25 protein-coding genes are annotated in these 26479 nt (G+C 67.0%); 7 read left to right on the forward strand and 18 right to left on the reverse strand.

The genetic code is table 11. The features are described from left to right. From VF168_11100 to VF168_11175, 16 genes are all read right to left on the reverse strand, one after another. Positions 1-531 (reverse strand): family 1 glycosylhydrolase (locus VF168_11100; GenBank protein HEX7004718.1); only part of this gene is annotated, 531 nt, incomplete at its 3' end. 8 nt (positions 532-539) lie between these two features. Further along, positions 540-1826, reverse strand: coding sequence for a hypothetical protein (locus VF168_11105; GenBank protein HEX7004719.1), 1287 nt, complete (start codon positions 1824-1826; stop codon positions 540-542). Continuing rightward, a complete protein-coding gene (locus VF168_11110; protein HEX7004720.1) occupies positions 1823-2701 on the reverse strand; it encodes a carbohydrate ABC transporter permease in 879 nt (292 codons plus the stop codon). Before VF168_11110 ends, VF168_11105 begins: the two co-directional genes overlap by 4 nt. A gap of 1 nt (position 2702) precedes the next feature. Continuing rightward, positions 2703-3719: a sugar ABC transporter permease gene (locus tag VF168_11115; protein ID HEX7004721.1), complete on the reverse strand. Its 1017-nt coding sequence runs from the start codon at positions 3717-3719 to the stop codon at positions 2703-2705. 54 nt (positions 3720-3773) lie between these two features. Beyond that, complete coding sequence (locus VF168_11120; GenBank protein HEX7004722.1) at positions 3774-5018, reverse strand: extracellular solute-binding protein; 1245 nt, start codon at positions 5016-5018, stop codon at positions 3774-3776. Between the two features lie 52 nt (positions 5019-5070). Beyond that, complete coding sequence (locus tag VF168_11125; GenBank protein HEX7004723.1) at positions 5071-6084, reverse strand: LacI family DNA-binding transcriptional regulator; 1014 nt, start codon at positions 6082-6084, stop codon at positions 5071-5073. 119 nt (positions 6085-6203) lie between these two features. After that, positions 6204-6716, reverse strand: a complete 513-nt coding sequence (locus tag VF168_11130) for a LacI family DNA-binding transcriptional regulator (protein ID HEX7004724.1) — start codon at positions 6714-6716, stop codon at positions 6204-6206. Between the two features lie 396 nt (positions 6717-7112). Next, positions 7113-8171 carry a dipeptidase gene (locus tag VF168_11135; GenBank protein HEX7004725.1) on the reverse strand — a complete coding sequence of 353 codons (1059 nt, stop codon included), beginning with the start codon at positions 8169-8171 and terminating at the stop codon, positions 7113-7115. An 84-nt stretch (positions 8172-8255) separates the two neighbouring features. Then, positions 8256-9248 carry a Gfo/Idh/MocA family oxidoreductase gene (locus tag VF168_11140; protein HEX7004726.1) on the reverse strand — a complete coding sequence of 331 codons (993 nt, stop codon included), beginning with the start codon at positions 9246-9248 and terminating at the stop codon, positions 8256-8258. Continuing rightward, positions 9245-10630, reverse strand: coding sequence for an FAD-linked oxidase C-terminal domain-containing protein (locus VF168_11145; GenBank protein ID HEX7004727.1), 1386 nt, complete (start codon positions 10628-10630; stop codon positions 9245-9247). Before VF168_11145 ends, VF168_11140 begins: the two co-directional genes overlap by 4 nt. Before the next feature lie 55 nt (positions 10631-10685). Further along, the gene (locus VF168_11150) at positions 10686-12227 is read right to left on the reverse strand and encodes a tripartite tricarboxylate transporter permease (protein ID HEX7004728.1); all 1542 of its coding nucleotides are present in this window, start codon (positions 12225-12227) and stop codon (positions 10686-10688) included. 97 nt (positions 12228-12324) lie between these two features. After that, the gene (locus tag VF168_11155) at positions 12325-12783 is read right to left on the reverse strand and encodes a tripartite tricarboxylate transporter TctB family protein (protein HEX7004729.1); all 459 of its coding nucleotides are present in this window, start codon (positions 12781-12783) and stop codon (positions 12325-12327) included. A 58-nt stretch (positions 12784-12841) separates the two neighbouring features. After that, the gene (locus tag VF168_11160; GenBank protein ID HEX7004730.1) at positions 12842-13822 is read right to left on the reverse strand and encodes a tripartite tricarboxylate transporter substrate-binding protein; all 981 of its coding nucleotides are present in this window, start codon (positions 13820-13822) and stop codon (positions 12842-12844) included. A 102-nt stretch (positions 13823-13924) separates the two neighbouring features. Continuing rightward, entirely contained in the window at positions 13925-14365 is a 441-nt protein-coding gene (locus tag VF168_11165) for a PaaI family thioesterase (protein HEX7004731.1), read from the reverse strand. A gap of 3 nt (positions 14366-14368) precedes the next feature. Continuing rightward, positions 14369-15145 (reverse strand): enoyl-CoA hydratase-related protein, encoded by a 777-nt coding sequence (locus VF168_11170; GenBank protein HEX7004732.1) that lies wholly within the window; start codon positions 15143-15145, stop codon positions 14369-14371. Continuing rightward, positions 15135-16358: a CoA transferase gene (locus VF168_11175; protein HEX7004733.1), complete on the reverse strand. Its 1224-nt coding sequence runs from the start codon at positions 16356-16358 to the stop codon at positions 15135-15137. Before VF168_11175 ends, VF168_11170 begins: the two co-directional genes overlap by 11 nt. Before the next feature lie 231 nt (positions 16359-16589). Between VF168_11175 and VF168_11180 the strand changes: the two genes are divergently transcribed. The 6 genes from VF168_11180 (at position 16590) to VF168_11205 (ending at position 22685) form a co-directional block, all read left to right on the forward strand. Next, positions 16590-17420: an IclR family transcriptional regulator gene (locus VF168_11180; GenBank protein ID HEX7004734.1), complete on the forward strand. Its 831-nt coding sequence runs from the start codon at positions 16590-16592 to the stop codon at positions 17418-17420. Between the two features lie 52 nt (positions 17421-17472). Next, positions 17473-18027, forward strand: a complete 555-nt coding sequence (locus VF168_11185) for a gamma carbonic anhydrase family protein (GenBank protein ID HEX7004735.1) — start codon at positions 17473-17475, stop codon at positions 18025-18027. Next, positions 18024-19187, forward strand: a complete 1164-nt coding sequence (locus tag VF168_11190) for a CoA transferase (GenBank protein ID HEX7004736.1) — start codon at positions 18024-18026, stop codon at positions 19185-19187. Before VF168_11185 ends, VF168_11190 begins: the two co-directional genes overlap by 4 nt. A gap of 67 nt (positions 19188-19254) precedes the next feature. Beyond that, complete coding sequence (gene lhgO, locus VF168_11195) at positions 19255-20466, forward strand: L-2-hydroxyglutarate oxidase (GenBank protein HEX7004737.1); 1212 nt, start codon at positions 19255-19257, stop codon at positions 20464-20466. A 19-nt stretch (positions 20467-20485) separates the two neighbouring features. Continuing rightward, entirely contained in the window at positions 20486-21442 is a 957-nt protein-coding gene (locus VF168_11200) for a zinc-binding dehydrogenase (GenBank protein HEX7004738.1), read from the forward strand. Positions 21443-21479: 37 nt separating this feature from the next. Then, positions 21480-22685 carry an MFS transporter gene (locus VF168_11205; protein ID HEX7004739.1) on the forward strand — a complete coding sequence of 402 codons (1206 nt, stop codon included), beginning with the start codon at positions 21480-21482 and terminating at the stop codon, positions 22683-22685. Between the two features lie 29 nt (positions 22686-22714). On the opposite strand, the gene VF168_11210 is transcribed toward VF168_11205, so the two are convergent. After that, positions 22715-23311, reverse strand: coding sequence for a UbiX family flavin prenyltransferase (locus VF168_11210; protein HEX7004740.1), 597 nt, complete (start codon positions 23309-23311; stop codon positions 22715-22717). Between the two features lie 224 nt (positions 23312-23535). Between VF168_11210 and VF168_11215 the strand changes: the two genes are divergently transcribed. Then, complete coding sequence (locus tag VF168_11215; GenBank protein ID HEX7004741.1) at positions 23536-25311, forward strand: diguanylate cyclase; 1776 nt, start codon at positions 23536-23538, stop codon at positions 25309-25311. Positions 25312-25411: 100 nt separating this feature from the next. On the opposite strand, the gene VF168_11220 is transcribed toward VF168_11215, so the two are convergent. Beyond that, positions 25412-26398 carry a kelch repeat-containing protein gene (locus tag VF168_11220; GenBank protein ID HEX7004742.1) on the reverse strand — a complete coding sequence of 329 codons (987 nt, stop codon included), beginning with the start codon at positions 26396-26398 and terminating at the stop codon, positions 25412-25414. Positions 26399-26479: the final 81 nt, after the last annotated feature.

A 26479-nucleotide genomic window follows, 5' to 3' on the forward strand; every position in this document is an offset into this window, starting at 1 on the left:
GTAGCCGAGGTAAGCGCTGCACCACGGTTCGTTCAGCGTGGCCCAGGCCTGGACCCGGTCGCCAAGCCGGGCGGTGACGAGGTCGGCGTAGTTGGCGAAGGCTAGCGCGGTTTCGCGCTCGACCCAGCCGCCCTCATCCTCAAGCGCCTGCGGCAGATCCCAATGGTAGAGGGTCACGAACGGTACGATCCCCCGCTCGAGCAGCCCGTCGACGAGCCGGTCGTAGAAGTCGAGGCCGCGCGACTCGACCCGGCCGCGTCCCTCGGGCAGTATCCGCGGCCAGGAGATCGAGAAGCGGTAGGCGCCAACGCCCAAGCTGGCGATCAGGTCGAGGTCGTCTCGCCAGAGGTGGTAGTGGTCGCAGGCGGTGTCGCCGCTGGCGCCGCCGGCGACCTTGCCCGGGGTCCGGCAGAACGTGTCCCAGATGCTTGGCCCGCGGCCATCCTCTCGGGCCGCCCCCTCGATCTGGTAGGCGGAGGTGGCTACGCCCCAGATGAATCTCGAGGGCTTCTCGTCTCCTGATCCGGTCATGCTCGCTCCTACTCCGACTGCCTCGCCCGCACGAGGATTACCGCCCTGGCCGGGACGAGTAGCGGGTCGCTCACCGATGCACGCGTGGTCATCGGCTTCAGTAGTTCGTCGAATATCGACTCGCTTAGTGTGGTGACCTCCAGATCGGCCGTCGTCTTGGCCTCGAAATGGAGTTGCGCCTTGAACTCCCTGTCGTCGTGGTTGATCAGCAGCAACCTGACTTCGCCGCGGCTGGAAACCGCGTATGCCCGTAGCGGAAGTTCCGCGTCCGCCGGAAGGACGGAGCCGGTGAAATCGCCGAGCATCCGGTAGAGGTGGTAGGTGGGGCGTAGCCAGCCGCCGGTGCCGATGAGGCCGTGCCCGCCCATCCCTTGCAGAGTGAAGTAGCTGCTGAAGTCGAGCCGCTCGCGGGTCATCTGCCCCAGGACATCCGCCAGCCATAGGGTCGCCGTCATGTCCTCGAGGTGGCGGTAGGAGCTCGAGCGCCACGAAAGCCCGAATTCGGTCACTCCGTACCTCAGCTCCCGACCGAAGCCGAGCGGGTTGGCTTCGGGGTCAGCCGCCCAGTTGCGGTAGCGTCTGTACTCGTCGGAGAACTGCCCCGAGGTGGCCAGAGCGGCCGCATCGGTCCAGGTACCGTCGGTGGGATAGATATGCCAGGTGAGTATGTCGATGACGTCTCCGCACCGACGCACGACCTCACGCAAGTACGCTTCGCCCCCGGGCCTGGCGCCCGACGCGGCAGGACCGGCTAGAAGGTAGCTGGGGTCGACCTCGAGGAGAGCGGTTCGGAAGCGGCGGAACTCTTCGCAATACCGTGCCGGAGTCCAGCTCGGGTCGCCCCTGTTGCTCCCGTAGAGATCCGGCTCGTTGCCGATCTCCCAGGCGAGCACGGGGATCTCCCGCTCCTTCGTCAGCCGCGCCAGCCCGGCAGCTTGTTGAGGCGTGCCCTCGAATAGGTTGGCGACCATCATCACGGGCGGCCTATCCAGGAGTCCCAGGTTGAGCTCGAGCGCCGCCAGGTCGGGTTCGCCGAGGACGATCTCGTCGGCCTGATTGCCGGGCGGGAAGCGCAGCCAATCGACCCGGATGGCCTCGTACTCGGCTTCAGAGCCGACGATCAACATCGAGTTCCCGTAATTGAAGCCGCTGGTCGCGAACGCCGGGACCTCGCCCATGGGCTTCGAACCGACCCGTACCTGCAATGCTTCCTGGGCCTGAGCCAGGCCTGGCGCCAACGTGAGGACGCCCAGTGCGAGGAGCTGCGGCCAGCGCCGATCGCCCTCCCGCCTCACCCCTTCACCGAACCCGCGACGAGGCCCTCGATGACCTGCCGGGAGGCGAAGGCGAACAGCACGAGCAGGGGGAGCACCGCCAGCGCCGTACCGAGGATGACCGCGCCCCAGTCCGTGTTGACGAGGCCCTGCAACGAGCGGAGCGCGAGCGGGACGGTGAAGGCGTCTCTGCCCCTCAGGATCACGAGTGGACCCAGGAAGTTGTTCCACTGGCTGATGAAGGTGAGCAGCGCGAGTGTGGCCAGGCCCGGCCTCACGAGCGGAAGCACCACGCTCCAGTAGATGCGGAACTCGCTGGCGCCGTCGATCCGCGAGGCGTCGAGCAGGTCCTTCGGGATGGTGCTGGCGATGTACTGGCGCATGAGGAAGATTCCGAAGGCGTTGGCCATGCCGGGGAACCAGATGGCTCGGGGCGTGTTGAGCCAGTCGAGGAAGTCGATGATCAGGTAGTAGGGGATGATGTTGAGGAGTTGCGGGATCATCAGCGAGACGAGCACGAAGGTGAAGAGCCCGTTCTTCCACCTGAACTCGTACATGGCGAAGCCGAACCCGCCGAGAGAGCAGAAGAAGACCGTGGTGACCGTGGCCATCACGGCGATGTAGACACTGTTCCAGATGTTGCGCCAGAACGGGAGGGTGTCGAGCAGCGCCCGATAGTTACGGGCGAGGTCGTCGCCGATCCACAGCGGCGGCGGGGCGCTGAAGATGGTGTCTCGCGAGTGAGTGGCGAGGATCATCATCCAGTAGAAGGGGAAGAAGGTGAGCAGGGCGAGCAGCAGCAGGCCCGCGAGCAGGAGCCCCTTGCGGATCCCGGCTCCGGTCGGGTTCCCGTCGGTCGGGTTGGTCTCCCTCGTGTTCATCAGTTGGCTCGCCATCTCAGCCCTCCCGCCTCTCCAGACTGCGCCGGCCCAGGAACCGGAAGTGGAGGAATGTCGCCACCCCGATGACCAGGAAGAGGACCCACGACATGGCGGCGGCGGTGCCCATGTCCACCCACTCGAAGCCGGTGCGGTAGAGGTACATGGCGACCGTCAGCCCTGCCTCGTCCGGTCCGCCGGTTCGGTTGCCGGCGAGGTTGGTGAGCACGAACGGCTCGTCGAACATCTGCAGGTTGCCGATGATCGTCAGGGTCACCGCGAAGAAGATCATCGGGCGGAGCAGCGGCAGGGTGATGAACCAGTAGCGCTGGAGTAGGTTGGCGCCGTCGACGGCGGCGGCCTGATAGTACTCCCGGGGGATCGTCGATAGTCCGGCGGTGTAGAGGACGACGTTGAAGCCGAAGTATTTCCAGATGACCAGTATCGAGATCGAGGGTTTGATGTACTCGGCTCGACCGAGCCAGTCGATCGGCAGCGACTCGCGCATGCCGGAGAAGATCCAGGCGGTGAGGGGCCAGTCTGCCAGCACCCCGACGGCCTGGTTGAGGATGCCGAACTGGGTTCCGAGGATGGTCTGGAATACGATCGCCACCGCCACCGTCGAGGTGATGAAGGGCAGGAAGTAGGCGGCGGTGAGCAGGTGCCTGAGCCTGCCCACGCCCATGACCAGGGCGAACGCCAGCGGGATGGCGATCAGGTGCTGTGGCAGGCCGGAGACGACCGCGAGCCAGAGGGTGTTCCACATCGACTTCCAGAACCACGGGTCGCCGAACAACCAGGTGTAGTTCTCGAAGCCGACGAACTCCATCGCACCGAGTCCCTGGATCGGGTTCCACTGTTGGAACGACAGGTAGATCGAGAAGAGCGTGGGAAATACGCCGAAGATGGCGAAGAGGATGAAGAACGGACTGATGAAGATATAGGGCGCGTAGCGGCGCTGCATCCGGTGCCAGCGCATGCCCAGGTCGGAGCGGCTCAGGCCGGGTCCGACTCGCTCACGGGTGCGTGTGGCCATGGCAACCTCCGAAGGGCGTGCCGTGGGAGGGGTTACCTCCCACGGCGCCCTGGTTCAGCGGACCCTTCTGGCTATGAGCCGCTGCGCTTCTGCGAGGGCCTCGTCGATCGAGCTCTCGCCGTTGAGCACGCTCGTGAGGGCAGAGTCGACGATCTCGGTGGCGATCATGTCGCTCGGGTGGGTGGCCACGCCTTCGATGTTCCGGGCGATCTCGGCGAAGAGTTCTCTGGCCGGCTGGCCGTCGAGGAACGCCAGCGGCTCCTGGAACATCGGATCGTCGTAGGTGCTGGTGACGGCCGGGAAGGCACCTATCCGTTCGAACGCCGCCAGTTGCACCTCGGGGTTGGTCGTCAGGTACTGGATCAGCTCCCAGGCGAGCTCTTTGTTCTCCGACTGATCAGGGATCCCGTAGAAGGAGCCGCCCCAGAAGCCGTAGATGCCGTTGGGGAGGTGCGAGGCGCCCCAGAGGCCCGCCGTTTCGGGGGCCATCCAGTTCTGCAGGTGGCCGAGGAGCCAGGCGCCGGACATCTGAGTGGCGACCGTGCCCTGCTGGAATGCCTCGTACCACTCGTTGGTCCAGGCGCCGATCTGGGCGTCGAGGCCGGCGTCGCGGATCCTCTTGGCTACCTCGAAGGCACGGTGGAAGCGGTCGCTGTCGACGAGCACCTCACCGTCGGCGTCGAAGAAGACACCTTCTCCTTCACCGAGGCCCGAGCGCATGATGGCGCGGGCGACGTCCCCCGCGTCGGCGATCAGGAAGACGTCGTTCTGCCCGTCGCCATCGGTGTCGCGGGTGACCTGCTCACCGAACTCGATGTACGAGTCCCAGCTCTCGATCACATCGTCGACGTCTGCTCCGACCTCCTCGAACCGGTCACGGCGGTAGTACATGACGCCCGGACCCAGGTCGGTGGGCATGGCGACGATCCGGCCGTCGGTCGTGCTTCCCTGCAGCCAGGCGTAGGGGGCGAAGAGGTCCTGGTAGCGTCCGGCGTTGAACGGCTCCTGGGAGAGGTCGGTGAGTCCCCCCTCGGCCACGAACCGAGCGATGAAGCCTACGTCTATCGCCACCACGTCGGCGGCCCCCGAGCCGGTGGCGAGCTGCGTGACGAGGGCGTTGTGGTGGTCGCCGTGCTGCAGCACGCGGATCTCGACGTCGACTCCGTGCTGCTGCTCGAACTCGCCGATCACGTTCTCCAGATGGGAGTCGAGATCGGGATAGAGGGCTATCGAGAGATCTTGGGCCTGAACCAGTGCCAGGCTACTCAGTAGCGCCAGGATTGCGATCGTTTTCTTCATGCATCACCTCTCTGCCACCCCGTTCCGGGGTGCGGTCTTCGGTCCACGCTCGTCACGCCGAGGCTGGCTCTGCGATCCGGCTGACGGACTCCCGCTCCACGAGCTGCGGTTCGAACTTGCGGTTCACCTCCGTTTCGTTTCCTGCAAGAACGTCGAGGGCGATTCGTGCGGCGGCCCTGCCCATCTCTGCGAGGGGCTGGCGGATGGTGGTGAGTCCTGGGGAGAGGTAACGGGCGAGGATCACGTCGTCGTACCCCATCACCGATACGTCATCCGGTACTGCTTTGCCGGCTTCGCGGAGGGCCTGCAGGGCGCCTGCCGCCATCTGGTCGTTGGCCGAGAAGAGGGCGCTGAAAGGGGTTTCACGCGCGAGCAGCCGATCGACCGCCTGGTAGCCGCCCTCCTCGAGGAAGTCGGCTTCGACGACCAGCCGCTCGTCGTACTCGATGCCGGACTTCTCGAGTGCCCGCCGGTAGCCTTGCAGCCTGTCCCGAGAGTCAGGGAAGGAGAGCGGGCCAGCGATGTGAGCGATCCTTTGGTGGCCGTTGTCGATCAGGTGGCTCGTCGCCCGTTCGCCGCCGGTTTCATTGTCCAGGAAGACGCATCTCTCGCTCACGTCGGCGAGGTGCCGGCCTATGAGCACCACAGGAACGGCGCCGTGCATCAGGTCGAGGAGCTCGAGGTCCGGCGTCGCTTCGAGGTGGACGATGAGCGCGTCGGGTCGGCGCTCGAGCAGGAACTCGACCGACCTTCGCTCCTTGAGCCTGTCGGCGTGCCCGCTCGAAACGAGCATGTGCATGCCGGCTGCCTCCACCTCGGCCTCGATCCCCTTGAGCATCGCGCCGTAGTAGGGGCTGCCGAGGTCGTTGACGCTTACCCCGATGCCGCCCGAACGGTTCGTCGCGAGGCTCCGCGCGAAGGCGTTGGGCCTGTAACTCAGCTCCTTGACTGCGTCCAGCACGCGCTTCTTCGTCTCTTCTGCCACCGGCGCGGTGCCGTTGAGGACACGCGAGACGGTGGACGCCGAGACCTTGGCGCGGCGGGACACCTCTCTGATAGTCGGCATCTTCACCTCTACCTGGCGTCGCGGCTATGAAAGCGGTTTCAGCAAAGGTAGCACCAAGAAGCTTGCTCGTCAAGCCTGGACCGTTCACGGGCCGTGCGGGATCCTCGTGCTCTCGCGACTCAGTCGGTCTGGGCGATCCTCTCCAGCAGCGTGTCGAACAGCTGGCGGCCGGTGAGCCGAGCGGCATCCGATCTCGGCGGCACGACTTCGACGACCGGCGGGAGCCCGGTGCCGGCGAACTGATAGGCGCCCCGCCTCCAGCTCGATCTGAAGACGATGATCCCCGCCACCCTATGCTCGCGGAACCACTCGACGCACTCGATCTCACGGTGCCGGCCTCCGTGGGTGAGTCGCAGGAGTAGCCGATATCCCTGCTCTCGGACGGCTTGGTCGAGACTCAGCAGTTGTTCCGCAGGGCCGCTGTCTCCGATCTCCGGCAGGCAGGCGCCTATCGACCGCGAGCGGCCCGTCACCAGTTCACGCGCCACGGCATTGGGCACGTACTCCATCTCGGTGGCGATCTCCCTGATCGCCTCGCGGGTGCGACGAGGAATCCAGGGATCGTTCAGGAGGGCCCTGGATACCGTCGATGGATCCACTTCCGCCCGGGCGGCGACGTCCTTGATCGACACCGGTCTGACCTTCGGTCGGGGCACTGGGCGCGGCATCTGGCCTCCTCTGTGTTGGTCGGCTGACGCTGGCGCCGCCGTTCTTCCTGGATGCGGACTCGTTCGGTTCCTGCCCAGCCTGGGCCCCCCGGAGGGGCATACCCCTCCCGCGTCGCTACGGGAACGTTTGCGCCAGTATCCACCGTGCAGTGCGCGAGGTCGCGCCAGAACAGGCAAATGCCCAGCGGGATCGGGACGGGGTCCAAGAGCACACGCCGACCGCGAAGCCTGCCTGGACCGGACGTTGAGCCCGGCGCCGGTAAGCCGGCTCTATGCAAACGTGTCCGTAGGGTGCCGCGGGGGGCATGCCCACCCGGGCCCGGAGGGCCGAACCGAGCGACAGGCGAGCGGCCCGGTGAATCAAGCCCAGGTTCGCTCCAGGACGTCGAGCCAGTTCAGGTAGCAGATGCGCTCGAGCGTCTCCTGGTCGTAGCCGTGCTGCCGAAGAGCCTCGATCAACCTGGGCAGCCCGGTCACGTCGCCAAGTTCCGTCGACACGACGCAGCCGTCGAAGTCGCTTCCCAGGGCCACCCCGTTCACGCCGAGCTTCTCCAGCAGGTGATCGACGTGGCGCACCATCGTCTCGAGCGGCATCTCCGGCCCCTTGCTGCCGGCCGGATCGAGGAAGGCCACCGCGAAGTTCAGGCCCACCAGTCCCCCCGAATCGCGAATCGCCTCGAGTTGGTCGTCGGTCAGGTTGCGCGGCACGGGACAGATGGCATGCGCGTTCGAGTGACTCGCCACCAGCGGCTTGTCGCTTATCCTCGCCACGTCCCAGAAGCCGCGTTCGTTGAGGTGCGACAGGTCAACCAGTATCCCCAGTTCGTTGCAGCGCCGGATCAGCTGCTTGCCCAGCTCGGTAAGGCCCGGCCCGATGTCGGGTGTCCCGGGGTAGTTGAAGGGAACGCCGCTTCCGAATCGGTTCACGCGGCTCCACACCGGGCCGAGCGACCGGAGGCCGGCCTGGTGGAAGACCTCTAAGGCATGGAAGTCCTCGTCGATCGCCTCCGCGCCCTCGATGTGGAACACGGCAGCCACGACACCGCTCTCGATGCACTCGCGGATGTCGGCCACGCTCCGGCACACCCTGAGCCGCCCCTGCGACAGGCGCTCGATCCGGAAGAGCGACGCGGCCAAAGCCAGCGTGTTCCGCTGGGCGACGGCGATCTCGGGAGCTTCCGGCATCGGTCTCTCCCAACCGTCGTCGGTGACGATCGGCTCGGTGGCGACGGCGGAGGGCGTGAAACAGGCGAAGAGGCCGCCCGCGAACCCGGCCTCTCGGGCTCGAGGAAGATCGAGGTGTCCGGTATCGGATCTCTGGAGGAATCCTTCGGGACCCTGACCCCTTTCGGCCAGGCGCAGCAGGACATCGTTGTGACCGTCGAAGATCGGCAGCTTTTCCGGCAGCTTTTCCGGCATGAACGAGGTTACCATCGTCCAGTACAAAGGTTCTCCTGGTTCAGGCCGGCGCTGCCAGGAGTCGGCGAGATTCGACGCTGTGGGTCAGTCCAGCTCGACCCACTCCTGCCGCCGGGCGCTCTCGAACACCGCGTCGATGACTCTCATGTTCGCGACAGCATCCGCCAGAGGCGTCGGAACGGGCAGGTCTTCGAGGACCGCTCGGGCGAAGGCATCCCCTTGCAGCTGGTACTGATCGGCGGCCGGGATCAGGATCTCCTCCGAGCGGCTGCCCTGCTCAAGGATCAGCGGCAATTCGGCGTCGGCCGGCGCATTGAACGGGCGTACGACTTCGAGGCGTCCCCCGTCACCTAATACCTGAACTCGCTGGTAGGGCTGGAGCTGGGTGGCACATGTGAAGGTGGCGGTGCCACCGGCGAACTCCAGCAGGGCCCAGGCCGAACGGTCGACCAGCAGGTCCGGGTCGAACTCGACGATGCCCAGCACACGCAGCGGTTCGGAACCCCACAGCAACCGCGAGAGCGAGACGCAGTAGCAGCCGATGTCGAGCATGCCGCCCCCGCCAGCATCGCGGCGGTTGCGGATGTCGGTGGGGTCTGTCTTGTGGTAGGTGAACGTCGACTGCACCGTGCGCAGCCGGCCGACCTCGCCCCCGCGGACGAGCTCCACGGTCCGTTGCCACTGAGGGTGGAAGCGGTACATGAACGCCTCCATCACCTTGAGTGCGGGAAAGCGACGGCTCGCCTCCAGCAGCCTTACGGCTTCATCACCGTCGAGCGCTATCGGCTTCTCGCACAGCACGTGCTTGCCGGCCTCGAGCGCCCGCAGCGTCCACGGCACGTGGAGGTGGTTGGGCAGCGGGTTGTAGATCGCGTCGACTTCTGAATCGGCGAGCAGCTCCTCATACGAGCCGTAGCTGCGAGCGATACCGAGCAGCGAAGCCACTTCACGAGCACGCCTCCGGTCACGGGAAGCGAGCGCTACCACTTCGTTGTAACTACTGCGTTGGAGACCGGGGATGACCGCCCTTCGTGCGATCGCTGCTGCGCCCAGGACGCCCCACCTGACCACGCTCACGGTCCGGCCTCGGGGAGCTTCTTCCCGGGGTTCATTATGCCGAACGGATCGAGCAGCCGCTTGATTTCACGCATCGCCGCGAGCGAGTTGCCGTGCTCGGCGGCCATGTAGCCGAGCTTGCGGAGACCAACGCCATGTTCGCCGGTCGCCGTGCCGCCCACCTCGAGGGCGCGCTCGACGATCCCGTGGGCGACCGCCTCGGCGCGCGCCCGTTCCTCGGGCGCATCGTCGAAGAAGATCGTCATGTGGAAGTTGCCGTCGCCAACGTGCCCTATCAGGTAGCCGGTGAGCCCCGCCTCCGTGCATGCGGCGAGAGCGCCGTTCACCGATCCGGCCAGCCGTGATATGGGGACGCAAACATCCGTAACTATGTTCCGCTTGCCGGGGTTGGCGGCGACCATAGCGTAGAAGTGGCTATGGCGGGCGTCCCAGATCCTAGCCCGCTCGGCCGCGTCGCTGCTCGATTCGAAGGAAAGGGCGCCGGCATCGAGCCCCAGCGTTCGGGCCAGTTCCGCTTCGGCCGCGATACCTGCAGGGTTGCCGTGGAACTCGAGGAAGATCGTGGTCTCCTCGGGATAGTCCGTTCCCTTGTGGCGGTTGACGGCGACCATCGAAGCGGGATCGAGGAGTTCGCAGCGGGCGACGGGCACGCCGGCCTGGATCAGTGCGGTCACGAAAGCGGTGGCGGTAGCGACATCGGGGAAAGGCACGCGGGCCGCGCTGGCCGCCTCCGGCAGTCCCACCAGCCGAACCGTCACTTCGGTGATGATCCCCAGTGTTCCCTCCGCCCCGCAGAAGAGCGCCTTGAGGTTGTAGCCGCTGGAGCTCTTGCGTGCCTCGGTGCCCAAACGAACCACCCCGCCGGAAGCCAGCACCACCTCCAGCGCCATGACGTAGTTCGCGGTCACCCCGTAGCGCACTGCCGCGGTTCCCGACGCGTTGGTGCTGACCATCCCGCCCAGAGTGGCGTGAGCGCCGGGATCGACCGGGAAGAAGAGACCGCTGCGGCGCACGAAGTCGTTCAGCTGCGGATAGGTGACGCCGGGCTCGACCCGCGCCAGCAGGTCCTCTGCCCTGAACTCGACGATCCTGTTCATCCTGCTCAGGTCGAGCGAGATGCCGCCCCGCACCGGCACGGTGTGCCCCTCCAGGCTCGAGTTAGCGCCCACGGGGGTGATCGCGATCCCCCGTGCCGAGGCCAGTTCGACGACTCGGGCGACTTCCTGGGTGGACCGGGGGAACACCACCACGTCTGGCAACACCGCGCCGTCGAACGACTCGCCGTGCGAGTGCCCCTCGAGGACTGCCCGACTGGTCGAAGTTCGCTCCGGCCCAAGCAGGGAGGTCAGGTCCGATACGAGTTCACTGGTGGAGTCGCTCATGATGTCAACCACCAGCGTATCGCCCTGCCCAGGACAGGTGCGCCCTGGCCGAGCCTCAGCTGGCCCCTTCGGTCGTGGCCTTGGCCAGCGAGTCGTCCGGTTCTGTGCTCTTCTGGAAGCGGCGCATGAATATCATCAGCACGACCAGTCCCAAAGTGATGATCCCGAGCAGCAGCGACACAGGGCGGGTGACGAAGATCGTGAACGACCCCTGCGAGATGGTGAGCGACTGCCGCAGGGTGTCCTCGGCCAGCGGCCCGAGTACCAGGGCGACGACCAGCACGGCCGGAGAGAAGCCGAAGCGCTTCATGAGGTAGCCGACCACGCCCGCGACCGCCATCATCCAAGTCTCGATGATGCTGCCGTTCACGGTGTAGGTCCCTACGACAGAGAGGAGCACGACGATCGGCGCCAGGATCCGGTAGGGCACGCGGAGCATCGCGACGAAGAAGGGGATGGCGAAGATGGCGAGCACCACCAGCATCATGTTGCCCAGGTACATGCTGGCGATCAGGCCCCAGGCGAAGTCGGGGTTCTGGCTCATCAGCAGCGGTCCCGGGCGCAGCCCCCAGAGCAGGAATGCCCCGAGCAGAACGGCTGTCGAGGCAGACCCGGGGATGCCCAGCGTGAGCAGCGGGACCATCGCACCGGCAGAAGCCGCGTTATTGGCCGTCTCTGGCGCCACCAGCCCCGGCATCGAGCCGTGACCGAACTTCTCGGGCGTTTTCGACACCGCCTTCTCCACGGAGTACGACATGAGCGATGCGATCGTTGCGCCGGCACCCGGGATGACCCCGACCACGAAGCCGAGGATCGAGTGCCTCAGCAGCGTCCAGCGGGTCTCCAGCCAGTCGACGGCCGTCGGCCAGAAACGCTCCTCGTTCTTGTACTGGATGGTTCCGGTTTTCGAGGTGTGCACGCCCTCGTGTAGCGACCAGAGGATCTCGCCGATGCCGAACAGGCCGATGGCGATCGGTATGAAGTCGATGCCGCCGATCAGCTGGGCCGAACCGAAGGTATAGCGCTGCGCGCCGGTGACGAGGTCGACGCCCACCGTCGCCAGGGCGAAACCGATGAGGCCCGAGATGACGCCGGAGCGCCAGTTCGCGCCCACCATGACGACGAGCGCCAGCAACCCCATGATCACCAGCATGAAAAACTCGGGCGGGCCGAAGCGTCTCGCCATCTGGCTGAAGAGCGGCGCCAGCAGAGTGATCAGTATCACGCCCACCGTTCCGCCCACGAACCCGCCGACCGCCTGCATGACCAGCGCCGGCCCGGCTCTCCCCTGTCTCGCCAGCGGATAACCGTCGAACGTAGCGGCGACGGTGGCGGATTCGCCTGGCACGTTGAGCAGGATGGCCGTGAGGGTGCCGCCGTACATCGCCGCGTAGTAGATCGCGGAGAGCATCACCACGGCCGAGATCTTGTCCATGCCGAAGGTGATCGGCAGGAGGATCGCGATGCCGGCCGAGGGGCCGAGTCCCGGGAAGACGCCTACGATCATCCCCACGACCGCGCCGATGAATAGGAAGAGCAGGTTCTCCGGTGACACGGCCACCGAGAGTCCCAGCCACAGATTAGATAGGAGCTCCACCTCTATCGAGCCTCCGAGAAAGCGGCGCGGCCCGCGGGGGCGACCCGAAGGCACAGCCGGCGTGCGCCCCGGAGCGTCGTCGTCGCGGATGCTGCCATCAGCGCAGCCATAACGGCAGGGGGATAGGTCCCTGCGGCAGGTTGGCGTTGAGCCAGGTGTCGAACATCAGGAATACGCCGAACGGTAGCAGCACGCTCACCAGTACGTTGCTCAGGTGCCGGCCCGGGTTGAATATCGACAGGGCGACGAGCATGTATACGATCATCGCCACCAACCCGCCGACCAGGTCGAGCATCGCCACGAATGCGAGGGACAGTACGACGAAGACGAGTATGTCGCGGGCGTTGGGCGTATCGGCCTCGGCAGCGTTCAAGCCGGCCCGGCGGTCGGCGATCAGGTTGTAGAGCACGGCGACCACGAGCGCGACGCCGATGGCCCGCGGGAAGAAACCGGGTCCGAGTCGGCCGTTGGCCGTCAGCAGATCGAGGTCGGTGAAGGCGATCCAGGTGTAGGACAAGGAAGCGGCCAGGATCGCCAGATTGAAGGCAAGTCTCATGCGCGCACGCTCTCAGAGTGGAGCGGTGGGTGAACTCGCCACCCACCGCTCTCGCTCTCTAGTCGATCGCGCCGCTCTCGCGGAGGATCCGCTCGAAGGCGTCCTTGGTTTCGGTCAGCATCTCGAAGAACTCGTCGCCGTAGCGGATGTCCTCGGTCAACTGGTTGTTCTCGATGTAGGCGTTCCACTCGGGCGTCTCGACGACCTTCTTCATGGTGTCGATCCACCACTGCTGGGCCTCTTCCGGTACGTCGGGAGGCATGATCAGTCCACGCGGCATCGACACGCCTACCGGGTAACCGGCCTCCTCGAAGGTCGGGATGTCGAGGCCCTCAGGCGCCTCCTTGCCGCTGAAGGCGAGCGCCCTCATGTCGCCCGACTCGACGAGGCCAAGCACCTCGGCCGGGTTGGAGACGATCGCGTCCAATGAACCGGAGAGCAACGCGGTGTTGAGTTCTCCGGCGGCGTTGAACGAGACGTAGTCGAACTCGAAACCGGCCTGCTCCGAGAGGAGCATGGGCACGATGAAGTCGACGTTGACCGCCCCTATCCCGCCGATAGAGGGCGACTCCTCACGGGCCTGTTCGATGAACTGCTCGAAGGTTTCGATCTCCGAGTCGCCGCGCACCAGGAGCAGCAGGTTGTCCGATGCGAGGAGCGCGATCGGCGTGAAGTCGGTTGGCTGCCACGGGGTATCGGCCTGCAGCGGGGTGGTTATGAAGCTGCCGCTGGTGGTCGAGATGTTGTACGGATCGCCGGCCTGATTGAAGAAGTAGCCCCAGCCGACCGCTCCGCTGCCGCCCTCACGGTTGGTGGCGACGATCTCCTCCGGATACCAGTCGTTCTTCTCGAGGATCTCGATGATGGTGCGCGACATGATGTCGTTGCCGCCGCCCGGGCCGAACGCGATCGTCCAGTCGAGACGCTGCGAAGGGTAGTCGTCCTGGGCGAAGGCCGTTCCCAGCAGAGACGCGACCAGTGCGCCGAGTACGAGGAATGACAGGCGTCGTGATAGGTTCCTTGCCGCTCGTCTTGCCATTTCACTTCCTCCTTCTTGCTCATCCGATCGGTTATCGGATCCGACCCGGATGTAGTCGGGTTCCCGTGACCTCAGGTCTGGAGCACCGCTCGTCAGGGCATGCTAGTCACCCCCCTGCCCGGACTCCGGCGCCAGCAACATCCAGGTCGAGGTCGCCATCGCAGCGGGCTTGCCGGACTCGTCGAACAGCCGAGACTCGACGAAGGCGAGCCGTCGGCCCTTCTTGAGGAAGGTGGCTATGCAGTAGCAGTCGCCCTTCACGGGCCTCAGGTATTGCGTCTTCATCTCGAGGGTGATGGCGGTCGAGAGGAACCGGTTGCAGAGGTGGCCCATCGAGACGTCGAGAGCGAAGCCCAGCACCCCGCCGTGGAGCGAACCCTGGGGGTTGTACAGGTAGTCGGAGACCGGCAGGTCGACGCGGCAGCTCTCCTCCCCGTAACTCACTTCGATGTCGAAGAAGCGGGCGAGGAAGAACTGCCCGAACTCGGGTCGCGCTTCGTGCACAGCCCGTTCGAACCGGGCGCGCAGGGTCGCCGTATCCATCTGCTACCTGAACTGCGGGGGACGCTTCTCGAGGAAGGCACGAACGCCCTCCCGGTAGTCCTCCCCGTCGAACGAGTCGTTGCGCATCTTCAGGGTCCGCTCGTCGTCCTCCACCTGGCCGCCGGTGATCAGGCCGATGATCTCCTTCATGCTGCGGATGGTGTATTGCGAGCGGCTGACGAGCAGCTCGGCGAACTCGATGGTGCGGCGCTCGAGCTCCTCAGGCTGCAGCAGCTCGTCGACGAGCCCTACCTGATACGCCCTCTCGGCCGAGAGGTGTTCACCGGAGAAGAGGATGTACTTGGCCACGGAAGGTCCCACGAGGTCCACCAGCTGTTTGGTGGCGGTGAGGCTGTAGACGATGCCGAGCCGCGCCGGGGTGATGCCGAAGCGGCCGCTGGTGTCGGAGAAGCGGAAATCGCAGGCCAGCGCGAGCTCGCAGCCGCCGCCGATGCAGAAGCCCCGTACCATCGCGATCGACGGCTTCCTCATCCCCGCGAGCGCCCGCTCTCCTTCGTGGGTGGCCTCGTTGTAGACCCGCGCGCCCGCGGAGTTCGCTCGGTACTCGTCGAACTCGCTGATGTCGGCGCCGGCCGAGAACGCCTTCTCTCCCGCGCCCTTGAGGATCAGGACCTTGACGTCGTCGTCGCCCTCGACCTGCGCGACGAGCTCGGGCAGGTGGCGCCACATCGCGTAGCTGATCGGGTTTCGCTTCTCGGGACGGTTGATGACGATCCATGCGATCGCCCCGTCCTTCTCCAGGTAGAGGTCAGCGGGCATGGCCGGCCTCGGTCTTCCCGTACTTGTCGTAGACGACGCCGCTGTCGAACAGCTCGTCGATCTCCTCGGCGTCGAGGCCCGCGTCCTTCAGGACTTCGGCGCTGTGCTGCCCGAGCCAGGGGGCTGGGCGCCTCACCTCGAACGGCGTCCCCGACAGCTTGGCGGGGAAGCCGAGCGCCTTCATGGGTCCGATCTTCGGGTGCTCGATCTCCATGACCATGTCGCGGGCGAGGACCTGTTCGTTGGCCAGGGTCTCGTCGTAGCGCAGCACCGGACCTCCCGGCACCCCGGCCGCGTCGAGCCTCTCGACCCAGTAGGCGGTCGGGTGCTTGGAGACGATCTCCTCGATGTCGGCGGCCAACTGATCGACGTTCTCGAGCCGTTCGGCGCCATCGGCGTAGCGGGGATCGGAGAGCCAGTGGGGCCGCTCGAGCACCTCGTTGCAGAGGCGCTCCCAGAGCCTCTGGTTGTTGGCGCCCATAGTGACGTAGCCGTCGGAGGTCCTGAACGCCTGGTAGGGGGCGGAGCGGCGATGACGACTCCCCTGGGGCTCGGGTATTTCACCGCTGCCGAAGTAGGCGCCCGCCTCCCATACCGTCCACGCCAGGCCTGCGTCGACGAGGGAGACGTCGATGTACTGCCCCTCCCCCGTCCGCATCCGGTGGAGCTGGGCGCCCAGGATCGAGATGGCGGCCGCGTTGCCCGCGGCGATGTCGCTGATGGCGATCCCCACCTTGGCGGGTTCGCCGCCCGGCGCCCCGGTCATCCGCATGAAGCCGGTCACGCCCTGGGCGATGATGTCGAAGCCGGCCCGGTCGCGGTAGGGGCCGGTCTGCCCGAAGCCGGTGATCGAGGCGTAGATGATGCTCTCGTTGACCTTCTTCACCGACTCGTAGTCGATCCCCAGGCGCTTCGTGACCCCGGGCCTGAAGTTCTCGATCACCAGGTCGCTCTCCCGGGCCAGACGCAGGAAGAGCTCCCTCCCCCGATCCTCCTTCAGATTCACGGCGAGACTGCGTTTGTTCCGGTTGGGCATGGCCGCCGGGTAACTCTCGTCGTTGACCTTGGGGCCCAGGCGCCTGGAATCGTCCCCCAGCGGGAAGTTCTCGACCTTTATGACGTCGGCGCCCATGTCGGCCAGGACCATCGTGCAGTAGGGGCCGGAGAGGAAGCGGGTGAGGTCGAGGACCTTGAATCCGTCGAGCGGTAACACTCGGAAGGGCTCCTTTCGGTGGGGCGACGGGTCAGGTGGGGCGACGGGCCGGGCTGGCAGAGTCGGAGCGTCGTCGGCGATACCTCACCGCCGAACGACTTTTCCCACCTGGTGGGATGGCTTTTTGTATTGCGGACAGCTTACGTGATATCTTTCATCTCAGTCAAGCTCGAAGCTCGGCCCGGGGCGACTCGGAGTCGCCGTTGGACAGCCAGGGAGCGGTACCGTCTGGTGCAGTGGGAATCGGGAAAAGATGCGTCCGGCCGCAAGGAGAACCGGGTTCCGACGAGCGAGGTGCGTTCGCTCGACCGGGCCATCGGCATCCTCAACGCCTTCACCCGTGAGCGGAACGAACTGGGGGTATCCGAGATCGCTCAGCTCACCGGCCTTAATACCAGCACCGCCCACCGGTTATTGGCCAGTCTCGCTGCCAACGGGCTCGTGCAGCAGGTGAGCCGCAGCCGACGCTACGCGCTTGGACCCCACATACTCCGCCTCGCCTATATCGCCAGCGGTCACGTGAACGTTCAGGAGGCGGCGCTGCCGCTGATGCGGAGGCTGCGCGACTCGAGCGACGAGACGGTGGGGCTGCACCTGCTGCGGGCCGACAACCGGCGGGTGGTCGTCGATCAGGTCGAGAGCCACAAGCCGTTGCGCCGCACCTACACCGAACTGGGCCAGCCGATACCCCTTCACCAGGGCGCGCCGGGAAAGATCCTGCTCGCCTTCCTCTCCCCCGAGGCCCGGGAGGCCATCCTGGCCGCGCCGCTGGAGCCCGCCACCGCCGTGACCCCCGTCGATCCGGAGGCCCTGCGAGCCGAGCTCGAGCTCATCCGCGAACGCGGCTACGCGTTCTCGTTCGGGGAACGGGTGAACGACATCCACACGGTTGCGGTGCCGGTCGCCAACCACACCGGTGAGGTGATCGCTGCCCTCAGCATCACCGGGCCTACCGTTCGCATGCCCCGCGAGCGACTCGAGAAGCTGGCAGAGCTGGCCGTCGCTGCCGGCCAGGAGCTCTCCCGCCAGCTCGGCTACGTCGCGCCCGGGGAGACGCCGTGAAGGCACGGGAGGCAGAGGTGTGGCGACGCAGAGCCCGAACGGGAGGAGCGCGATGAGAACCGACCCAGCGGCAGCGAGCCCGCTGCTGCTCGACTACCACGGCCACTCGCCACGTCTGTCCGGAGACGCCTTCGTCGCCCCCTTCTCAACCCTGATCGGCAAGGTCACCTTGGCCGCAGGCTCGAGCGTCTGGTACGGCAGCGTCCTACGCGGGGACAACGAGGAGATCGAGCTGGGTGAGCGGTGCAACGTCCAGGACGGGTCGATACTCCATACCGACCCGGGCCACCCGCTGATCCTGGGACGCGAGGTCTCGCTCGGTCATGGCGCCGTCGTCCACGGGAGCAGGGTGGACGATCACGTGCTCATCGGCATGCGCGCCACCATCCTCAACGGCTGCAAGATAGGCAGCTACGCCCTCATAGCCGCCGGCGCACTCGTAAGGGAGAACAGCGTCATCCCGGCCGGGGCCCTGGTGGCGGGAGTGCCCGGGCGGATAGTCCGCGACGTCACCGACGAGGAGCGCGCCCTCATCGACCGGATCGCCGAGTCGTACCGGCAGAAGGCGAAGCTCCACCGCCAGGCGCTCGAGAACGGGTCCGCGTGAACGGGCCGGGCGGACCCCTCACCGGGATCAGGGTCGTCGACCTGACCAGAGCGCTGGCAGGACCGTACGCGACGCAGATGCTGGCAGACGGCGGCGCCGAGGTGATCAAGGTCGAACGTCCCGGCAAGGGCGACGACTCGCGTCACTGGGGCCCACCGTTCGTTGGTGACGGAGAGGCGCAGGAGTCGGCCTACTTCCTCTCCCTCAACCGCAGCAAGCGCTCGATCACCCTCGACCTGAAGGAGGAGGTGGCTCGCGCCAAGCTCAAGGAGCTCATCGCCCGCGCCGACGTGCTGGTGGAGAACTTCCGCCCCGGAGTGATGGAGCGACTGGGGCTGGGCGAGGCGGAGCTCGAGGAGCTCAATCCACGGCTGGTGCTCCTCTCGATTACGGGTTTCGGCGAGGGCGGACCGCACGGTCACAGGCCCGGCTTCGACCAGATCGTCCAGGGCGAGAGCGGCCTGATGAGTTTCACCGGTCCGGTCGGGGGCCCGCCAACGAAGGTGGGTGTGCCGATGGGAGACATCCTGGCGGGCATGTTCGGCGCCTACGGAGTGGTCAGCGCCCTGGTGGAGCGGAACCGGAGCGGACGCGGCCAACGCGTCACCACCTCGCTCCTGGGCGGCATGATCGCTATCCACACCTTCCAGGGCACCCGCTGGCTGCTGGCCGGCGAGGTGCCCCGCCCCGAGGGGAACAGGCACCCCCTCATCCAGCCGTACGGCACCTTCGAGGTAAGCGACGGCCACCTGAACATCGCGGTCGGGTCGGAAGGGCTCTGGCAACGATTCGCCCCGCTGGTACGGCTCGACCCTTCGGACGAGCGCTTCGCGACGAACCGTGACCGGGTAGCCCGGGTTTCCGAGTTGGAGGAGGCGATGGCGCCGGCCCTCCGATCGGCGACCGTAGACGAGTGGATGGAGAGGCTGGACGCGGCGGGCATCCCGGCCGGCAGGATCCTCACCATCGACGAAGCGTACGCCTCTCCCCAGGTAGCTCACCTGGACCTGGTGGACGAGGTCGAACATCCGGTCCTGGGGAGGCTCCGGTTGCCCGGCTCGCCGGTGCGCTACAGCCGTTCCGGGCGGCGCGCCCCGGAGCCTCCGCCGGCGCTGGGTCAGCACAACCGCGAGTTCGGAGTCGAGACGGAAGAGGAGTGAGCGCCAGGCGTCACCAGCGCCAGCCCGGCGCCGTGACACTCTGAGGCCGGAAGTGTGGAGGTAAAGGTTGCTCAAAGCGGATTTCGACCTCGCCATCGTCGGTGGCGGAATCGTTGGCCTCGCCACCGGCCTGGCCATCTCGGAACGTTCGCCGGAACTGTCGATCGTCGTCATCGAGAAGGAAGCTGACGTCGCCAGGCACCAGACCGGACACAACAGCGGAGTCGTCCACTCCGGCATCTACTACCGGCCGGGCACCCTCAGGGCGCGCCTCTGCGTTGAGGGGGTGAAGCTGCTGCGGCAGTTCTGCGAGGAGCAGGAACTACCCTACGATCGTTGCGGCAAGGTCATCGTCGCCACCCATGAGGATGAGCTCCCCAGGCTCGAGACCCTCTTCGAGCGGGGTACGCGGAACGGCGTCCCAGGGATCGAGATGATCGGGCCGGAGCGCCTTCGCGAGATCGAACCCCAGGCGGCTGGCGTCAAGGCGATCTGGTCTCCCAACACCTCGATCGTCGACTACGGAGCGATCGCCAGGCGCTACGCCGAGATACTGCGGGAGCGCGGCGCTCATTTCCAGTTCGGCAGCGAGGTGACGGGGATCAGGGAGGCCGAGGGCCTGCTGCGGATCGCCACCGCGAGCGGCGAGATCCGGAGCCGCTTCCTCATCAACTGCGCTGGCCTCTACTCCGATGAGGTGGCCCGCATGGCCGGTCACCGGCCCGACGTACAGGTCGTGCCGTTCCGGGGCGAGTACTACAGGCTCCGACCCGAGAAGCGCGAGCTGGTACGAGGGATGATCTACCCGGTACCCGATCCGGCCTTCCCGTTCCTGGGCGTCCACCTCACGAGCACGGTGAAAGGCGAGGTCGAGGCCGGACCCAACGCCGTATTCGCCTTCGCCCGCGAGGGCTACGGCTGGGGCAGGATCGCACCGCGTGAGCTGGCGCAGTCGCTGCGCTACCCGGGAGTCTGGCAGCTGGCTCGCAAGCATTGGCGGGTGGCCGCCTTCGAGTACTACCGTTCGCTCAGCAAACGCGCCTTCGTTCAGTCGCTGCAGCGGCTGGTGCCGAGCCTGCGTGAGGAGGACGTGGTGAAAGATGGCGCAGGAGTCCGGGCTCAGGCGCTCAACCGCGACGGTTCGCTGGTCGACGAGTTCGTGATCATCTCTTCCAGGAGGGCGCTCCACGTGCTCAACGCCCCTTCGCCCGCGGCCACCGCCTCCCTCGCCATCGGTCGCCATCTGGCCGCGGAGATGCTGGAGTTGGCGGCGGCCTAGGCCTCCTCCCCGCGCCCCCATGCGAGCCGTCATCGTCAGGGAGTTCGGTGGGCCCGAAGTGCTCGAGCTCACCGAGGCGCCCGAGCCCAGCGCCCGGCCCGGGCAGGTCCTCATCCGTCCTCGTTACGTGAGCGTCAACTTCGCCGACGTCAAGGCGCGGCGGGGAGGACACCACACCACCGGCACGCCCCCCTTCATCCCCGGCCTCGACGTCGCCGGTGAGGTCGTCGCAGTGGGCGAGGGCGTGACCGGGCTGGCGCCGGGCGAACTGGTGGCTGCCGCGACCGATGGCGGTGCCTACGCCGAGGTGGTGACGGCGCGAGCGGAACTCTGTTTCCCCCTGACGCGAGGCGCCGACCTGCGCAAGGCGGCAGGAGTGGTGGTCCTGATGACCGCCTACAACGTCGTGCTGGGCAAGGGGCACCTGCAGGAGGGCGAATCGGTGCTGGTACACGGCGCCGCCGGGGGCGTGGGCAGCGTCGTCCTGCAGCTGGCGCGACGCTCCGGCGCGGGCAGGATCGTTGGCGTGGTGGGCAGCGAGGAGAAGGTCGCGGTCGCTCTCGAGAACGGTGCCCACGAAGTTGCCGTGGGCAGAGGCCCCGAGGTGCTCAGGAGCCTCTCCGGAGAGTTCGACCTGATCCTCGATCCGGTGGCCGGGGAGGGGTTGGCCGCCGAGCTCGAGCTGCTCGCTCCTTTCGGGAGGATCGTGGTCTACGGCAACGCCGATGGCCACGGCACCGTCAGCAGCGGACCTCTGCACTCCGGCAACCGCACCGTCATCGGCTACTCCAGCGGTCACTACCGCAAGCACAGGCCTGACGAGGTTCGTGGGGCGGCCGCTCAGATGTTCCGGCTCCTCGATGCCGGCGAGATCGTCGTTCCGATCGGCCGCACCTACCCGCTGGCCGATGCCGCCCAGGCGCACCGCCACCTGGAATCGCGCTCGAGCACCGGCAAGCTGCTGCTCGAACCGTGAGCTACCGTATCCCGTCGAGGAGCGGGGGGCGGCTGCCGTGAACGCGCCCCAGGGAGGGCCCGGAAACGCTGCTTCCGGGCAGTTCTGGACCCTCTGCTCGGGCATCCTGCTGATGTTCGTCGGCCACACCATGATCATCCCGCTGGCGCCCCTCTACAGCCTCGAACTGGGCGCTTCGCCTGCCGTCATCGGCGTCGTCATCTCGGCCGCCTTCTTCTTCCCGCTGCTCCTGGCGGTGCCGGCGGGCTCGCTGGTGGACCGCTACGGTTCCCGCGGCATCCTCATCGTTGGCACCCTCCTGGTGGGCCTCTCACCCTTCCTGATCCCGCTCTTCCCCGGATTCGCCTCGCTGGGCCTCGTCCAGGTCTTCAACGGCCTCGGCCAGCTGATAGCGGTGATCGGCGCCCAGAGCTACGTTGCCACCCTGGGCAGCGGCCGCACGCGCGAGCAGTACTTCGGCTGGTACAGCACGTTCATCTCGGTGGGGCAACTGTTAGGCCCGCTCCTCGCCGGGGTCGCCGTCGACCTTCTCGGCTTCGAAGCGGCGTTCGCCCTCTCGGGCATCGCCGCGTCTCTCGCGGTGGTCCAGGTTGTCAGGCTGCGACGGACCGGGTCGCCGGCCAACCGCGAGCCGCACCACTTCCCCACGCCGGCCCAGATGGGTCACCTGCTCAGGTTCCCCTCGGTTCAACTCGCGCTGCTGGTGAGCGGCACGATGATGATCCCGCTGATGGGCTCCACCTCGTTCCTGCCTGCCTATCTCGACCTGCTCAGCTACCCGGCGACCCTCATCGGGGCGGTGATCAGCTTCCGCGCACTGGTCACGATCGTCGTTCGTCCCTTCATGCCGCGGATCATCGCCGCCCTGGGCGGGCGCTTGCGGACCCTCACGGCGATGACGGCCGTATGCGCGCTCGGCCTCGCGGCCATCGCCCACGGCTCGCTCTGGGTACTGCTGCTGGTCGCGGTCCTGATGGGCATCGGGCTGGGCATCGCCCAACCGCTGACGATGGTCACCGTCGTGGAGGAGGTGAGCGCCGCCCAACGAGGCACCGTCTTCGGGGTGCGCCTCACCGCCAACCGCTTCATGCAGGTAGTGGGCCCGTTGGCGCTCGGCCTGTTAGCCCAGCTCGTCGGCTACCGGGCGATGTTCCCCATAGCCGCCCTCGCCACCGCGGCAACCGTTCTCCTGCTGGTCATGGGACGGCGCCACTTCGCCAGGAGCGAAGCGGCTGGAGTCTGAGCGGGCCGCCTGGGCTGGGGTACGCCGGGCTACTCCTCGTCCCCGGTCGGGGTTCTCTTCGCGCCTTCTCTGCCGGCGCTCCCCTGCCAGCGCCGGAACAGCCCGGCGTCGATGCCGAACTGATCGAGCGCCTTGCCCACGCTCTGATCGACGATGTCCTCGAGCGTGATGGGTTGGTGGTAGAAGGCGGGCACCGGCGGCATGATCACCGCGCCGTTCTCGCACGCCTCGCTCATGAGGCGCAGGTGGCCTCGGTGGAGGGGGGTCTCGCGGACCATCAGCACCAGCTTCCGCCCCTCCTTGAGGACGACATCGGCGGCCCTGGTCAGCAGGTTGTCGGCGTACGAATTCGCGATGCCAGAGAGGGTCTTGATGCTGCATGGGGCCACCAGCATCCCGTCGGTGGGGAACGAGCCGCTCGAGATCGAGGCCGCCAGGTTCTGCTCCGAGTGGACGAAGCTGGCCAGCGACTTGACCTCTTCGACCCGCAGGCTGGTCTCGAGAGAGATCGTCGCCCGCGCGCCCTTGCTCAGGATCAGGTGGGTCTCGACCCCAGCATCCCGCAGGACCTCCAGTGCGCGTATCCCGTAGATCGCGCCCGACGCGCCGCTTATGCCCACGATCATCCGCTTCACGAGACCGCCCGTTCCTCGCCGCGGAAGCAGTGATCGATCCGGCTCACCTCAGAACCCCTCCCGTGCGCGGAACTTGGAATAGTAGCCATCAGCAGCATTCTAGCGGCTGTTCCGGCGACGGCCGCTCGGCCCGCCTCGTGGCCAGGGGGAGCGGCACGGTAAGCTGGAATGACCGGTACGACCGCCGGTTTTACGGCAGCAGACGGAGCGAGGCCTTGAAGACCAGTGCCCGAATCGCTCAACTGAACGAACAGGCCTGGCAGCAGGTAGGCCCCGACACCCGCAAGGCCCTGGCATTGGCCGAAGAGGCGGCAGCCGAGGCGAGAAGGCTGGAGGATGGCCTGCAGCTTGGCCTGGCGTTGCGGACGGTGGGCGCCTGCAAGCTGGAGACCGGTGAACTGGCGGAAGCGCGGCGCGTCCTCGCAGCCGCCGAAGAGGTCCTTCGCGACCTGCCGGAGTGCCAGTCGGTGCTGGCACAGGTGTTCCGGCTCCGGTCCAGGGTCTGTTTCATCTCACAGGAGTACGAGAAGGCGCTGAGGTTCATCCACGCCGGACTCCAGGCCTGCAAGGAGTCGGAGGACCCTCAGCTGGAGGCGGCCGTGCTCAACCAGGCGGGTACCACCTACGCCCACCTGGGCTCGTACGAGGAGGGGTTGGAGTACCTCCTGGCCAGCCTCGAGGTTCTCGAGAAAGCCGGCCTCGACGCTACCGGGCATCCGCTCAACAACATCGGCAACATCTACATGCTGCAGGGCGACCCGGAACGAGCCCTCGACTTCTTCGAGCGGGCCAAACGAGCGTTCGACGAGACGGGCACGGGTCGGGATCGGGTGATAGCGCTGGGGAACATCGGTCGGGCGCTCGAGGAGCTGGGCGACACCGAGGGCGCCCGCGCCCGCCATGAAGAGGGCGTCGTGCTGGCGAGGGAGACAGAGGACCCGATCTACCTGCCTCCCGCCCTCACGAAACTGGCGCGCGTGATGGGCAAGCTGGGCCGGACCGAGGAGGCGCTGAACCTGCTGATGGAGGCGCTCGAGTTGTGCCCGGCCGACTCCTCGCCGTTCCGAGAGGAACCACTCATGGCCCTGGCTAACCTCCACCTCGCCATGGGTGCGCCCGGCGAGGCCGAGAGGCTCTACCGCGAGACCATCCGACTGGCCGTACGGCACGAGAACCGACAGCTCGAAGCCGAGGCGCTGCTGGGCCTCTCGAGGGCGCTGGAGGGCGCCGAGAGGTGGCGTGAGGCGCTCGAGGCCTACCACCGGCACCAGGAGCTCGCCGCCGCCGCGGCCCGAGAACTCTTCTCCAACAAGACGCAGGCTCTGCTGCTCCATAACGAGGTGAAGCAGTCGAAGCGCGACAGGAAGCTGCTGCGCGATGTGAACGAACAGTTGAAGGTCGCCTACGCCGAGCTCGAGGCGAAGAGCGCCGAGCTCGAACGGCTCAGCCTGGAAGACCCGCTCACCAAGCTGTTCAACCGGAGGCAGCTGGAGCGGAGGATGGCGGACGAGATCGCCAGGCTGGAACGGTACGGTGAGCGGTTCAGCCTGCTCATGTGCGACGTCGACGATTTCAAGGCGATCAACGACCGCTTCTCGCACGGGATGGGCGATCAGATCCTGGTGCAACTCGCCCAGATACTGATTTCCCATACCCGCTCGACCGATCTCGTCGCCCGGGTTGGCGGTGAGGAGTTCCTCCTGCTCCTGCCCCACACCGCCGCGGCCGAAGCGGCCCAGGTAGCGGAGAAGGTGCGGGCCGCGGTGGTGGAGTTCCCGTGGGACAGTCTGGGCGTAGGCACGGTAACGGTCAGCATCGGCGTCGCCGAAGGGCGGCTCGGCGAGGATGCCTCTGCCCTCATGGGGAGCGTCGACCGGGAGCTCTACCGGGCGAAGAGGTCGGGCAAGAACAGGGTCTGCGTGGCGCCGGCGGGTAGCGGCGAGGACGACCTGGAGGCCGAGTCGCTGGGAGGCGGCGACGAGCGGACGTGATGTCCGGCGGCCGCCATCGCGACAGCAGGCAGATGGCGCTGCGGCAGGCAAGTGGAGATCGCACACCGGGCGGACGGGTGGCGGACAGGTGGCGGAAAGTTCAGCGCGAAGGGTCGACGTGGAGGGCTGCAACCGCGTCGGTCAAGGAGACGAAGGTCCGGGCTCCGGGCTCCTCGGCCCCGCCGATCAGGTACCACCTCCCACCTGCCCCTGCGCTCGCCAGGCCGTGACGGGGCGAGGGCAGAGGCACCGCGACCCGCCATTGACCGGCGACCGGGTCGAAAACCTCGTGGCTGTCGAGGGCGACGTCGGCCGCGAGGTCTTCGCCGCCCGCCACGTGGATCTCGCCGGCGACGACGGCGGCGCCGTGGCCGCTCCGCGCTGTCGGGACCGGCGGCGCCGACGTCCAGCTGTCGGTCGCCGGGTCGTACACCTCGACGACTGCCAGGTTCCTGCGTCCGACTCGACCCCCGATCGCGTAGAGGAGTCCATCGATCGCCACTGCCGTGAGGTGCTCGCGGGGCGTCGGCATCGCCGCCAGGTCGGTACGCCAGCTGTCGGCCGAGGGATCGTAGGCCCACAGCTCTTCGCTGCGGGGACCGGCGCCGCCCACGGCATAGACGAGGCCGGCGATCTCGACGAGGGCGTGCGCGGCTCGCGGGGCGGGCATATCGGCGATGCGCTCCCAGCTTCCGCTGGTCGGGTCGAACGCCCAGGCCGCTGAGTTGTCGGATCTGAACTCGAGATCCGTGTAACCGCCCGCCACCAGAACTCGCCCGCCAACACCCACGGCAGCGGTGTGGTGAAGCGGCAGCGGGAGCGGCTCGAGCACCCGCCACTCGTCGGCGTCGACGTCGTACGCCTCCAGGGTGCTCAGGGTCCGGCCGGAAGCGCCCAGTCCGCCAGGCACGTAGATGGTATCGCCGAGGAGGGCAGCGGGCATCTCGGAGCGCGGCGTTGGCATGGCCTGCAGGCGTATCCACCCTCCGGCCGAGGGCTCCGAGCTTGGCTGCCGGTACCAGGCGACTACCGCGCCCAGAAGGGTGAGCGACAGGAGTGCGACCACTCCAGGTGAACGGGGAACCATGGGCCAGTCTAGAGCGGTTACCGGTCAGTGGGAAGGGAAGCTCGAGCCGGCTGACTCGTCCACGCCATCCGTACCCACAGC

This window comes from Trueperaceae bacterium, from assembly GCA_036381595.1.
Lineage (GTDB): Bacteria > Deinococcota > Deinococci > Deinococcales > Trueperaceae > DASVCN01.